12 protein-coding genes are annotated in these 13,490 nt (G+C 60.4%); 3 read left to right on the forward strand and 9 right to left on the reverse strand.

Annotated elements, in window-relative coordinates:
* The first annotated feature begins 136 nt into the window (after window positions 1-136).
* From OX459_RS20160 to OX459_RS20170, 3 genes are all read left to right on the forward strand, one after another.
* A complete protein-coding gene (locus tag OX459_RS20160) occupies window positions 137-2,251 on the forward strand; it encodes a TonB-dependent siderophore receptor (RefSeq protein WP_289906327.1) in 2,115 nt (704 codons plus the stop codon).
* Between the two features lie 327 nt (window positions 2,252-2,578).
* Window positions 2,579-3,238, forward strand: coding sequence for a PEP-CTERM sorting domain-containing protein (locus OX459_RS20165; protein WP_099665284.1), 660 nt, complete (start codon window positions 2,579-2,581; stop codon window positions 3,236-3,238).
* A gap of 256 nt (window positions 3,239-3,494) precedes the next feature.
* Window positions 3,495-3,944, forward strand: a complete 450-nt coding sequence (locus OX459_RS20170; protein ID WP_035825219.1) for a hypothetical protein — start codon at window positions 3,495-3,497, stop codon at window positions 3,942-3,944.
* A 551-nt stretch (window positions 3,945-4,495) separates the two neighbouring features.
* Here OX459_RS20170 and OX459_RS20175 read toward each other — a convergent pair.
* The 9 genes from OX459_RS20175 to rbfA form a co-directional block, all read right to left on the reverse strand.
* The gene (locus OX459_RS20175) at window positions 4,496-4,861 is read right to left on the reverse strand and encodes a hypothetical protein (protein ID WP_289906328.1); all 366 of its coding nucleotides are present in this window, start codon (window positions 4,859-4,861) and stop codon (window positions 4,496-4,498) included.
* 162 nt (window positions 4,862-5,023) lie between these two features.
* Window positions 5,024-5,596 (reverse strand): hypothetical protein, encoded by a 573-nt coding sequence (locus OX459_RS20180; protein WP_289906329.1) that lies wholly within the window; start codon window positions 5,594-5,596, stop codon window positions 5,024-5,026.
* Between the two features lie 167 nt (window positions 5,597-5,763).
* Entirely contained in the window at window positions 5,764-6,111 is a 348-nt protein-coding gene (locus tag OX459_RS20185; protein ID WP_289906330.1) for an energy transducer TonB, read from the reverse strand.
* A gap of 60 nt (window positions 6,112-6,171) precedes the next feature.
* Window positions 6,172-7,932: a methyl-accepting chemotaxis protein gene (locus OX459_RS20190; protein ID WP_289906331.1), complete on the reverse strand. Its 1,761-nt coding sequence runs from the start codon at window positions 7,930-7,932 to the stop codon at window positions 6,172-6,174.
* A 520-nt stretch (window positions 7,933-8,452) separates the two neighbouring features.
* Window positions 8,453-8,917 (reverse strand): hypothetical protein, encoded by a 465-nt coding sequence (locus OX459_RS20195; protein ID WP_289906332.1) that lies wholly within the window; start codon window positions 8,915-8,917, stop codon window positions 8,453-8,455.
* Window positions 8,917-9,912 carry a tRNA dihydrouridine(20/20a) synthase DusA gene (dusA, locus tag OX459_RS20200; RefSeq protein ID WP_251349820.1) on the reverse strand — a complete coding sequence of 332 codons (996 nt, stop codon included), beginning with the start codon at window positions 9,910-9,912 and terminating at the stop codon, window positions 8,917-8,919. The genes OX459_RS20195 and dusA overlap by 1 nt, the downstream gene beginning before the upstream one ends.
* A gap of 117 nt (window positions 9,913-10,029) precedes the next feature.
* Window positions 10,030-11,862, reverse strand: coding sequence for a translational GTPase TypA (gene typA, locus OX459_RS20205; protein WP_076569139.1), 1,833 nt, complete (start codon window positions 11,860-11,862; stop codon window positions 10,030-10,032).
* 207 nt (window positions 11,863-12,069) lie between these two features.
* Window positions 12,070-13,005: a tRNA pseudouridine(55) synthase TruB gene (gene truB, locus OX459_RS20210; RefSeq protein ID WP_289899868.1), complete on the reverse strand. Its 936-nt coding sequence runs from the start codon at window positions 13,003-13,005 to the stop codon at window positions 12,070-12,072.
* Between the two features lie 2 nt (window positions 13,006-13,007).
* Window positions 13,008-13,424: a 30S ribosome-binding factor RbfA gene (rbfA, locus tag OX459_RS20215; RefSeq protein WP_099665290.1), complete on the reverse strand. Its 417-nt coding sequence runs from the start codon at window positions 13,422-13,424 to the stop codon at window positions 13,008-13,010.
* Window positions 13,425-13,490 lie beyond the last annotated feature (66 nt).

The raw sequence follows: 13,490 nt of genomic DNA on the forward strand, positions 1-13,490 counted from the left end.
CTACGCAATATTCGCAATTGACGGATAAAATGAGAATCATTATCATTCTTATCCCCTTGCGCAGGATGCCCACGCCACGATGTTGTCGCGCCGCCAAAAATGCCCGCGCAACCATTGTCCCTACGGAGATCCATGCATGGCCGCCACACTTTCCCCACTGCCTTTTTCGCTGCGCCCGTGCGCGCTGGCCATCGCCCTCGCCTGCCTGGGCACGTCCCTTGCCGCGCAGGCACAGGACGCCAATACGGCCAGTACCGCCAATGACGCCGGCCCCATCCTGGAATCCATCCAGGTCAGCAGCAACCTGCTGGGCACGAGCATGGCCGCCAGCACGAAGAATTTTGCGGGCGCCCGCACGGTGGTGCAAAAGGATGACATCGAAAACTCGGGCGCGACCAGCCTCAGCGACGTGATGCGCCGCATTCCCGGCGTGCAGATCAGTGACAACTCGGGCAGCGCCGGCAGCGCCATTTCCCTGAATATCGGCGTACGCGGCCTGGCCGGACGCTATTCGCCGCGCAGCACGGTCTTGCTCGATGGCATTCCGATGTCGGTCGCGCCGTATGGCCAGCCGCAACTGTCGTTCGCGCCCGTCAGCCTGGCCAATGTGGAAACGGTCGACGTGGTGCGCGGCGGCGGCGCCGTACGCTTCGGCCCGCAAAACGTGGGCGGCATCATCAACTTCAAGACGCGCCGCGTGCCCACCACGCCAGGCATCACGGGCGACGCCACCGTGCGCTACAACTCGTACAGCGAAGTGGGCCACAACACGCAGGCCAGCGTGTTTGCCGGCACCCAGCTCGACAGCGGCCTGGGCCTGGCGGTGCTGTATTCCGGCATCCGCGGCAGCGACTGGCGCGTGGGCAGCGATGAGAAGGTCAACGACTTCGCCCTGAAATTCCGCTACGACCTGAGCCCGACGGCCGAGGTGTACGGCAAGCTGTCCTACTATGACGTGACGTCGCGCACGCCGGGCGGCTTGACGGCCGCGCAATACAAGCAGGACCCGTTCCAGAACACGCGCCCGACCGACTTCTGGAGCGGCGAGCGCAAGGCCTTCGACATCGGCTACCTGAATGCCATTTCCGGCACCCAGGAATTCGAGGTGCGCGCCTATTACAACAAGAGCTCGCGCGAAAGCACGCTGATCAGCGGAAACAACCTGGGCCACCAGCCGCGCAACTATGAAACGACGGCCATCGAACCGCGCTACACGCAGCGCTTCACGACCGGCAAGGTGTCGCAGGACGTCACCGTCGGCTACCGCTATCTGGTCGAACGGGCCGATGAAAGCATCTACAACGTCGTCATCGCCAGCGGCGTGCAGCAGGCGCCGACGCGCTTCGCCAACAACTCCACCGATGCGCAAGCCGTGTATATCGACGACAAGATCGCCATCGACGCCTGGCGCATCACGCCGGGCGTACGCTACGAGCACATCAAGACGGTGCGCTTCAACCACTTGCCGACCGACCAGAAAATCGAGTTGCTCAACAACAAAGCCCTGCCCTCGCTGAACGTGGCCTACTTGCTCAACAACAACGTCACCCTGTTCGGCAACTACAACAGCTCGTTTGGCGCCGTGCAAAATACGCAGCTCAATGCGCAATCGAGCAAGAACGCGCTGCAGCCGGAACTGGCGAAAACCGCCGAGCTGGGCGCGCGCTGGAAGAGCGGCCAGCTGTCGGCCGAGGCGACCTTGTTCAACATCAAGTTCGACAACCAGATCCAGTCCGTCGGCAGCGGCGAGAACGTCGTCTTCTACAACGTGGGCGCCACGCATCACCGGGGCCTGGAATCGGCCGTCGACTACCACTTCGACCGATCCGGCCCGCTGGCCGGCTTGAACGCCTACGCCACCTACACCTATACCAAGGCCACCTTGCAGGATGGCGTGAACGCGGGCAATGACGTGCCCTTCTATTCGCGCACCACGGACACCGTCGGCGCCCACTACCAGCTGGGCGCCTGGGGCTTCGACCTGTCGAGCAGCCACCAGAGCCGCCAGTTCGCCGACGAGGCCAACACCGTGGCGGAAAACCTGGCCGGCAGCGTGGGCGTCATTCCCGGCTTCCGTACGTGGAACACGCAAGTGAAATGGAAAGTACCGGGCCAGAACGGCCTGGAACTGGTTGCCGGCGTCAACAACCTCGCCGACAAGCGCTATTTCACGCGCACCTCGGACGGTAACCTGGGCAAGCTGGTGGGCGCGCCGCGCATGGTTTACCTGCAAGGACGGCTGGCGTTCTAGTCCCGCGCACGTCCCGGCTATGGCATCAATAGCCGGGCGCGCACGCGGGCGGCACGCAAAAAACCTGCATCGTTGTTGTTTCGATGCAGGTTTTTTTTCGCCCCAATGTCACAAAAATACTCCAGGGCAAGCAGCCTCAGGGCCGCGCTCACCCTGCGGCAGCACTGCAATTGATTCACCATGGAAACTAATGCAATTTTGAACACGAATGATTTCACAATTACAAATATTTTTATCGCGCAGCAGTTTTTTTCGTGAGTTTTAGTGATATTCTTTAAATGTCATTTAGGAAATGAAATTAACTTTTAAATAATAGAACGGACCCACATGAAAATGCCTGCTACCCTCTTCAAGATCGCCGCGCTGGCCTCCCTGATCACTGCCGGCGGCGCCAACGCCGCGACAGAACTGGTCGTCAACGGCAGCTTCGAAAGCAATGCCATCACCACCCCATTCGCACAATTGAGCGCCGTGACGGGCTGGACCTCGTCCGTCAGCGGCAATACGGCCTTTGAAATCCAGAAGGGCGCCACGCAAGGCGGCCAGAGCGGCTTCAACCCCGTCGCTGCCGCCGGCACGCAATACCTGGAACTCAACGCCGAGCGCCTGACGTCCGTGTCGCAATCGCTCGCCACCACGGCCGGCGGCACGTATGCGCTGTCGTTTGCCTACTCGGGCCGCCCGAATACGCCAGGCGGCGCAAGCAGCCTGATGAACGTCTACTGGGGTTCGACCCTGCTGACGCCAACGGCCCTGGTCGGCAACACCACCGGCGTGTGGCAAACCTACAGCCAGAACGTCACCGCGCTCGGTTCGTCCACCTTGCTGCGTTTCGAATCGATCGGCCCGGCCTCCGCGCCAACCTATGGTTCCTACCTGGACAACGTCTCGGTGACGACGGCCGTGCCGGAACCGGAAAGCTACGCCATGATGCTGCTGGGCCTGGGCTTGCTGGGTTTCATGGCACGCCGCAAGACTGCCGCCTGAGTCTGAAGTCGTCGTGCAACAGCCGCTCCGCCACCAGGCCGGGCGGCTTTTTTTATGGCCCAAACGGAAGCATAATTCCCAGGAAATGTTGCCAAAAAGAATTAAATTGACGCTACAATAGCGGGGTATCAAGCAATGCCAAGCATCGCTCCGCCAGGGCCACTACCCCGCCCTGATCATCAGCACGCATTTTTTGAACAGGATGACTGGCGCTGCCGGGCCCGATCGCGCTCCCGGCACGGCCACCACACGCACCATGTCTGCAGAAAAAACCATTACCGAAACGAGTTCCTACGGCAAGGAAACGCCCGTGGGACGTCCCGACATCGATGGCCGCGCCGGCATTTTCGTGCCCACGGCGGAATTTGACATCGACAACACCACCACCATCCGCAAGGGCGCGGGCATTGTCGGCTTCGGCAACCTCGATGGCACCCTGACCGTGTATTTCGAAGCGAACCGTTTCGACGAAAGCAATCTGCACAAGTGGGAACACAAGGCGCGCAAGGCGTATGACCGCATGGTCATGGGCGCGCCCACGGTGTCGAAGGCGAAAATCGATGCGCGCATGCTGGAACAGGTCGGCATCATCGATGGCATGGGCATCAATCTCAAGCATCCGGAACGCCTGACGCACTGGCTGGCGATCTCGAACGTGCCGGACACGGCGCCGGAAGAGCCTGTAGTACGCTGGAAAAACCGCTAAGTAATCCTCAGGAAATTATTGTGAAGTTATGACGAACAGAACCGGATGCTATGCAAGGCGCCCGCTGCGACGCAGTGCGAGCACTGCTAGCAGTGGGCAACACCGCAGAGCGCCGGTTATGAAAGTCAGAAATCGGAATCATTTATTGGGGGGTACTCAGGCAGTCGGAGAGCGAGGCGGGGCGCCAGGCACGAGGTGTTGTCCTACATCGTGGCGGACATTCATCCGATGCCCAAAGGCATCTAGTCATCCTATGATGAAAGCCTGACCACACCTCACACCACTCAGGAGTACGACATGTCCCGCCTCATCCCGATCAGCTTTGGTGCCTTGCAAATAGGTCTGGCAGCGGCGGCGATGTACATCCTGTGCTCGGCGGACGTGCTGCACCAGAGTTCCGTGTATTTCCACTGAGTTCATATTACGTCACAACTCTCACCAAATTGTAGCGAGCGGCAGTGAGTCGTGGGGGAGAAGCGCAGCTGTACTTTAGTACAGCGAGCATCGCAGCCCGCGAATCGCGACGCGCAGTAAATTTGGTGGGATGTTGACTAGCGGCGGCCGTAGTAGCGTCCGTGCCCGCCCCAGCCGCCGCGGTGTCCACCGTAGCGCCCAAAGCCAAACATGAAGTCCAGCCCGATCGATACGGGCGGATTGTAATAATACGGTTGCGGCGCGTACACGGGCGCCGGCACATACACGGGCTGCTGCACGTACACCGGTTGCTGCTGCACATACACGGGTTCATTCGTGTATTCCACGCGCGATGACTGCACCGGTTCGGACGAGACCGTATGCCATTCATAGGGATTGTAAGCCCCCTGTGGCGCGCGCGAACCGTAATACGCGGGACCGGGCGGCGCCACGACGCAGCCCCCCAGGGCGGCCAGCGAAATTACTGCCAACAGGGTTTTCATTGCAATTCTCCTCGGGTACCAATACTGGTGTACTACCTTAATTAAGTACTATAAGAAATTACGCCGCGCTTTGCTGTGCTTTTACCGATTGTTACACCCCGACGCACGCCGCAACATGAAGTGTCGCAAAGCCGCCACAAACGGCGCGCGCGGCATGTTGCCTCAAATAAACGGTATCGCGCAGGTATCGATGGCCTTGCCGGCCGCATCGTAGCGCTGCACGCACACCTGGTAGCGCACGCCGTAATCGAGCTCCACCTGCTCGACCTTTCCATACTTCAATTTCCAGCTGGGCTGCACCTGTTGCCTGCCAGCCAGCGCGGCCACATCCTGCGGAATCGCCATCGCCGTCTGCGTCTCTCCCAGGCGCGCATCCTGGCGCCGCGCCACGTCGATAGCCACGCTCACGGCCAGGTCGACGCCGCCGTCCGCATACTGCAAAGCGGGCGCGCCGCGCTGCGCCCGCATCACGCCCCAGGCGCACGGCTTGCCGCCCGCCTCGCATTGCTTCAGCTGCGCCAGCGGAAAATACTCAGGGGCAATCTTGCCATCCTTGATGGGCCAGCTGGTGCGCACGCCGTCGCGCTTGCCCGTCAGGGGATTGTCCCAGCTCAGGCTATTGACGACGGCCACGGTCTGCCCCGCCTGCAAGCCCACGGGCGTGCCCAGCGAGGCGCAGGCGGAAAGCAGCATGCCGCTGGCGGCGAGAAAGGAAAGTGTCAGGATGCGCTGCATGGTAGGCCTCTTGTGGTGGGAGATCCCGAAGGTATGTTTCGAGGGTAACAGAATCGGCGGCGACAGTGCCGTTGGCTGGCGCACATAACACTACGGGCGGCACCCTTGCAGGCGCCGCCCGTAGCGGAGAGCTCATGCCGGGAGCCAGGCCCCCGGCAATAGGTGGATCAGTCCAGCTTCCAGGCGTAGTCGACCTTGGTCCAGGTCTGCGCTGCGGCGCCATCCTTGGTGCCCGGCTTGAACTTGCACGCGGACAGGGCCTTGATGGCGGCCTTGTCCAGGTTCTTGAAGCCGCTGCTCTTGTCGACTTTCGAATCGGCAACGCTACCATCGGCATTGACCAGGAAGGACATCGACACGGTGCCCTGCTCTTCGTTCATCAGCGAGGCTTTCGGATACTCGGCCTTGCAATTCTTGGCATCGAACGACGCCGGCACCTCTGCCGCGAAAGCCGCGGAAGAAACGGACACCAGCAAGGCTGCTGCAACACTCATCAAACGCTTATTCTCAAACATGTGCTTCCCCATGATTATCAGATACGGTAATTACAACTTCCTGTGCGCTGTTGGCCGCGCTTAAAACTCTTCCCACTCGTCATTGCTGCCGGCGCTTGCCGCCTTGCGCGGCGCCGGAGCAGCCACGGGAGCTGCCGCTTCCGCCTTGCGTGCCAGCGATTTCACCGGACGCAATGCCGGCGCCGGCTTGCGCGCGGCAACGGGGGCAGCCACAGCCGCCACGGGGGCAGGTACATACGCTGCCGGCTTTTCTTCGCCTTCGACCAGTTTGAAGATGCTGACCACGTGGGCCAGTTCGGCCGCCTGGTCTTGCAAGCTTTGCGCCGCGGCGGCAGCCTGCTCCACCAGGGCCGCATTTTGCTGCGTCATGCCATCCATCTCGATGATCGACAGGTTGACCTGTTCGATGCCGGCGCTTTGTTCCTGGCTGGCACTGGCGATCTCGCTCATGATGTCGGTGACGCGGCGCACGCTGTCGACCACTTCGCCCATCGTCACGCCGGCCTGGCCCACCAGGCGCGTACCGCGTTCCGTCTTCTCGGCCGAATCGTCGATGAGGATCTTGATTTCTTTCGCGGCGCCAGCGGAACGCTGGGCCAGGTTGCGCACTTCCGACGCCACCACGGCAAAGCCGCGGCCTTGTTCGCCGGCGCGTGCCGCTTCCACGGCCGCGTTCAGCGCCAGGATGTTGGTCTGGAAGGCGATGCCATCGATCACGCCGATGATGTCGACAATTTTCTTCGCCGATTCATTGATCGAGCTCATGGTGTCAACCACTTGCGATACCACGGAGCCGCCCTTCAGGGCCACGTCCGACGCTGTGGCGGCCAGCTTATTGGCTTCCCGCGCATTGTCCGCATTCTGTTTCACGGTCGAGGTCAGCTCTTCCATGGCCGACGCCGTTTTTTCCAGCGCGCTGGCCTGCATTTCCGTGCGCGACGACAGGTCGATATTGCCGTCGGCAATTTCACGCGACGCCGTGCCGATGGTTTCCGTGCCGACACGTACCTGGCCGACGATGCCCACCAGGCTGTTGCGCATTTCCTTCATTTCCGCCAGCAGGCTGGAATTGTCCGATGGCTGCGTGTGGATGCCGATCGACAGGTCGCCATTGGCGATGCTGCCGGCGATCGATGCCGTGTAGTCAGGCTCGCCGCCCAGCTGTTTCAGCAAGCCGCGGGTGATCACCAGTGCCGCTGCCACGCCCATCGCCACGGCCAGTACGCCGAGGATGATCATGAACAGGCGCGCGCTGTCGAAGGCCTTGCGGGCGTCCGATTGCATCTGCTCATTGAGCTTGTCTTCCAGCACGGCCAGTTGCTCCAGCGCTTCCATCCATTTTTTCTGTACCGGGCGGATTTCCTTGATCATCACGCGCGTGGCGCCTTCCGCATCGTTGGCCATCCACAGCGCGGACGCCTTGGCGATGGCCGGCATGGCGGCGGCTTCGTATTCCTTGATCGAGGTCAGCAGGGCTTTTTCTTCAGAAGTCGACTCGACGGCAAATTTCTCTTCGAGCTTCTTCTGCGTTTCCTGATAGGTGCTGGTCTGCGTCTTGATACGCGCCATTTCCGGCTCCATATCGCTCGCGTCGGTCATCAGGGTCAGGATGCGCAGCGAGGTGATGCGGTCGCTGACGTTGCCACGCATGTCGATCACCAGGCGGGTGACGACGTTGTTGACATTGATCACGTGATCGAGACGTTCCTGGATTTGCGCCATGCGCGCGATGCCGAGGACGGTCACGGCCACCAGCAGAACCAGTACCAGGGCGAAACCCAGGCCCAGGCGGGTACCAACCTTCATTTTTGCTAAATTCATTTCGGCTCTTCGTAAATGAAACTATTGATAAGGATTTTTGCCCGGCACGACAAGACGAAGGCTGCGCAACACCGGCATCCGCCCTTACCCATTGGTATGCTGGCGGTATCCGGCCGCACGCAGCCTGGGGTACTTCCTGATCTACAACAGCCCTGAAAACCACCAGTGACTGCGAATGCAAATTTGTTCCACAAACTGAATTTTTGACGCAGATGATGTGAGATCAACATCAAACATTCATATGAGAAATATTTGTCTATAATCAATTATAGGTGTAAATTTTGCCTCAAAGCAAGCAATAAGTACCTGAATAAATGGCTGATTAACTTTCTTCGGGGAAATGGCAACAACGCCGTTTCTTGCCCCATAGAAATGCCCCACGACAGTGCGGCCGTGCGCCGAAACAGCGCATTTACAACACATGGCATAGCCATATGACATCGTTTCGGAAGTGGTATTCAGAGGAGGGGGTGGTGCGGACAATACCAGTGCGCCGGGGCACCGGTATAGACAAATTTGCTCAGCGGTCCCAGCTGCAATGCATCACATAGGCGTGACGCTCTGTGCCAAAGACAAAGACGCTCCAGATGGCGCCCAATTGACCCGCCAGGCTGCGCTGGCCCGATGATACCAGTTGATACCAGCGGGGCGCACTGCCCAGCAGTTCGGCCAGTTCGTTCTCGAAACCATCGAACAGGCGCGCGTCGAGCGGCTGGCGGTCAGCCTCGCTCACCGGGTGCAAGCGCTCGAGCAGCCACTGGCGCGGCGTGCACAGGACGCCGCTGCACACCACGCTCTCGATCGGCTGCAGGCGCATGCCGTCCGGCGCGATTTCCAGCGCGCGGCACAGCGCGTCGAACGCCGCCTGCGGTGCGACGGGGCCCAGACAGGAGCATGCAAAAAGGCTGCCATCGTCCTTCAGCGCGCTGACGGCTTGCAGGTAGCCGTCAATCTGGCGCGCAAGGCCGTGGCAATCGCCGCTCATCAGGCAGGCAACGACAGGCGCGCCGCCGCTTCCAGCAGCAAACGCGGGTCGCCCGAGGCCAGCTTCTTCGAATCGGACAGGGTCTGGCGGAAGCCGCGCGCGCCGGGCAGGTTTTGCATCAGGCCCAGCATGTGGCGCGTGACGCTGTTCAGCTTCAAGCGCCCCGCTTCTTTCTCCAGCTGCGCACTAATATAAGGAATCATCGCTTCGAGCACCTGTTCGCGCGTTTTGACGGGAGCGTCGTCGCCGTAATAGCGCTGGTCGAACTGCGCCATCACGTACGGGTTGTGATACGCCTCGCGGCCCAGCATCACGCCGTCGAGGTGCTGCAGGTGCAGGTCGATTTCCTCGAGCGTCTTGATGCCGCCGTTGATAATGAACTCGAATTGCGGAAAATCACGCTTCAAACGGTAGGCATAGTCATACTTGAGGGGCGGCACTTCACGGTTTTCCTTCGGACTCAGCCCTTTCAGGATGGCGTTACGCGCATGCACGATAAACGTCTTGCAGCCGGCGTCGGCCACGGTGCCGACGAAGTCGCGCACGAAGTCGTACGATTCGCTGTCGTCGATGCCGATGCGGTGTTTCACCGTCACGTCGATATCGACCACGTCGCGCATGGCTTTCACGCAATCGGCCACCAGTTGCGGCTCGGCCATCAGGCAGGCGCCGAACGCGCCCTTTTGCACGCGCTCGGACGGGCAGCCGCAGTTCAGGTTGACTTCGTCATAGCCCCACTGCTGGCCCAGCTTGGCGCTGGTGGCCAGATCCGTCGGATCGCTGCCGCCCAGCTGCAGCGCCACCGGATGCTCTTCCTCGTTGAAGCGCAGATGGCGCTCCACGTCGCCGTACACGAGCGCGCCCGTCGTCACCATCTCGGTGTACAGCCAGGTGTGGCGCGTGATTTCGCGGTGGAACTTGCGGCAATGGCGGTCGGTCCAGTCCATCATCGGGGCAACGGACAGGCGGCGGGAAGGCAAAGAAGAGGAAGTCATAGTGTCTACAAAAAACAGGAGCTGCAAATGACAAACCCGCTGCGCGCCTCACCAGTGACGGTGACGCGGCGCAGCGGGCCGGAGCGGCATGGCCCGCAGGCCATGCTCTACAACAGATTACGAATCACGCGACGCTTTTTTACGCTCGTGCTCTTTCAGGAAGCGCTTGCGCAGACGGATCGATTTAGGGGTGATTTCCACCAGTTCGTCGTCCTCGATGAATTCGACTGCGTATTCCAGCGACATCTGAATTGGCGGTACCAGGCGCACCGCTTCGTCGGTACCCGACGAACGCACGTTGGTCAGCTGCTTGCCCTTGATCGGGTTGACAACCAGGTCGTTGTCGCGCGAGTGGATACCGATGACCATGCCTTCGTAGACCGGGTCATTGTGCGACACGAACATGCGGCCGCGGTCTTGCAGTTTCCAGATAGCGTAAGCAACAGCGGCGCCGTCGTCTTGCGAGATCAGCACGCCGTTACGACGGCCAGCCATTTCGCCACGGGTGTTGTCGACTGGTGCGTATTCATGGAATACGTGGCTCATCAGGCCGGTACCGCGGGTCAGGGTCATGAATTCGCCCTGGAAGCCGATCAGGCCACGTGCCGGGATCAGGTACTCGAGACGCACGCGGCCCTTGCCATCCGATTCCATGTTTTGCAGGTCGCCACGACGACGGCCCAGTTCTTCCATGACGCCGCCCTGGTTGGCTTCTTCAACGTCGACCGACAGGTTTTCAAACGGCTCGTGGCGCACGCCATCGACCATTTTGAAGACCACGCGTGGACGCGAAACGGCCAGCTCGAAGCCTTCGCGACGCATGTTTTCGATCAGAATCGTCAGGTGCAGCTCGCCGCGGCCCGATACTTCGAAGATCGTGTCGTCGTCGGTTGGTGCCACGCGCAGAGCAACGTTGGCTTTCAATTCTTTTTCCAGACGGTCACGCAGTTGACGCGAGGTAACGAACTTGCCTTCGCGGCCAGCCAGTGGCGAGTTGTTGACCATGAAGTTCATGGTCAGGGTCGGCTCGTCGACGGTCAGCATAGGCAGCGCTTCTGGCGTGTCCACTGCGCACAGGGTCGAACCGATGCCGATTTCGTCGATACCGTTGATCAGGCAGATGTCGCCAGCGACGGCTTCATCCACCAGCACGCGCTCCAGGCCCTTGAAGTTCAGCACCTGGTTGATGCGGCCCTTGATCGGGGTCGCGCCTGGGCCATTGATGACCAGCACGTCCTGGCCGACTTTGACGGTACCGCGGTTGACGCGGCCAATGCCGATCTTGCCGACGTACGACGAGTAGTCCAGCGAGGTGATCTGCATTTGCAGCGGACCTTCCGGATTGTCGTCACGTACTGGAACGTGTTCCAGGATGGCGTCGAACATCGGCTTCATGTCGCCGCCGCGCACGTCTTCGGTCAGGCCGGCATAGCCGTTCAAGCCCGAAGCGTAAACGATAGGGAAGTCCAGTTGTTCGTCGGTAGCGCCCAGCTTGTCGAACAGTTCGAACGTCTGGTTGATGGCCCAGTCCGGACGTGCGCCTGGACGGTCGATCTTGTTGACGATAACGATAGGCTTCAGACCCAGTGCCAGCGCCTTGCGCGTGACGAAACGGGTTTGCGGCATCGGGCCTTCTTGTGCATCGATCAGCAGCAGAACCGAATCCACCATCGACAGAACACGTTCCACTTCGCCGCCGAAGTCGGCGTGGCCTGGGGTGTCGACGATGTTGATGTGGGTGCCTTCGTACTCAACGGCGCAGTTCTTCGACAGAATCGTAATGCCGCGCTCCTTTTCCAGGTCGTTCGAGTCCATGACTCGGGTGTCGACCGCTTGGTTTTCACGGAAGGTGCCGGACTGGCGCAGCAGCTGATCCACCAGCGTGGTTTTGCCGTGGTCAACGTGGGCGATAATGGCGATATTACGAATTGCGCGTTTTGTATTTGACATGGTCGTAGTAGTTACTGAAAAACTGCGGAGTGCGTACAAGATGTACGAGATACCCGAATGCTAATCTATTTCCGGAACCGCGTAGTATAGCATGTTGCGTTGCAACGCTATCTAAAAATGCTGGCGGCTCCCGCAGTCGGGGACGGTTTGTTTAAAAAAGCGACACTGTTTAACGAGTGTCGCTGGGTAATATGACGTTGCTGTGACTTATTGATGCGCCGTGGCAATCAAGCGTTCTGGCGCCAGGATGCTGTATTCCTGCAACTGGCCCGTGCCCAGCAGCTTGCTGTCGTGATACACGCGCACCCTGCCCGGCTCGGCCGGCACGGCGACGTCTTCCTTGCCCAGCGCGATGCGCTGACCGTGCAGGAAACGCTTGGCCAATTCTTCCGTCAGCTGGACGGCGGGGAAACTCGACAATAATGCATCGACGGGCGCCAACAAGCTCAACGGCGCAGCGTGCGCCGTCAATTCATCGAGCGTGACGACGCCGTCAAGGGTCAGGTTGCCCACCTGCGTGCGGCGCAAGGCGTTCAAATGGCCGCCGCAACCCAAGGCATGGCCGATGTCTTCGCCCAGCACGCGGATATACGTGCCCTTGCTGCACATCACGGACAATTTCAGGAACGGGGCTTCGTAGCCGAGGAACTCGAGCTTGTGGATGGTCACCGGGCGCGCTTCGCGCTCCAGGGTGATGCCTGCCCTTGCATACTCATATAAGGGCTTGCCGTCTCTTTTCAAGGCCGAGTACATGGGCGGCGTCTGCAGGATAGGCCCGCGGAACTGCGCCAGCACGGCTTCGATCTGCTCTTCGGTGACGTTGACGTCGCGCGTTTCCAGCACTTCGCCCTCAGTATCGCCCGTATCCGTCGTCTGCCCCAGGTGCACCAGGGTTTCGTAGGTCTTATCGGCTTCCAGCAAGTCCTGCGAGAACTTCGTCGCCTCGCCAAAGCACAGCGGCAGCAAGCCCGTGGCGAACGGATCCAGCGTGCCCGTATGGCCCGCCTTCTTCGCGTTCAGCACGCGCTTGGCCTTGATCAAGGCATCGTTGCTGGACCAGCCGACAGGCTTATCCAGCAGCAAGACGCCATCGACCAGGTCGCGCACCCGCTTGATGCCCGGTGGTTTCTTCGGACCCGCCACTGTTATTGCTCGTCCGTCTCGGGTTTCGCGTCCGGCTCGGCGTCAGCCGCGCGCGTGGCGTTGGCCTTGTCGATCAGCAAGGACATTTCCATGCCGCGCGAGGTCGAGCTGTCGTGCACGAAATGCAACATCGGCAAGGTGTGGATATGCAGGCGCTTGCCCAGCAAGCCACGGATGAAGCCAGCCGCGGCCATCAGGCCTTCGGTGGTGTTCTTGATGGCTTCCTTGCTGTCTTTCAACATCGTGAAAAACACCTTGGCGTGCGCGTAATCGGGCGTGATCTGCACTTCGGTGATGGTGATCATCGTGCCGACGCGTGGATCCTTCAATTCGTAGGCGACGATTTCTGCCAGATCGCGCTGGATCTGGTCGGCCACGCGCAAGCCGCGCGCTGGCATGGTTTTGCTATGTTTAGCCATGATTTTATGCTGTCCTAAGTGCCGCAGGGCGCATGGGTCAAACGGTTGCCCGTTGACCAATGCGCC

The organism is Janthinobacterium sp. SUN026 (assembly GCF_030397625.1).
In the GTDB taxonomy this organism is placed as follows: Bacteria; Pseudomonadota; Gammaproteobacteria; order Burkholderiales; family Burkholderiaceae_D; genus Janthinobacterium; species Janthinobacterium kumbetense.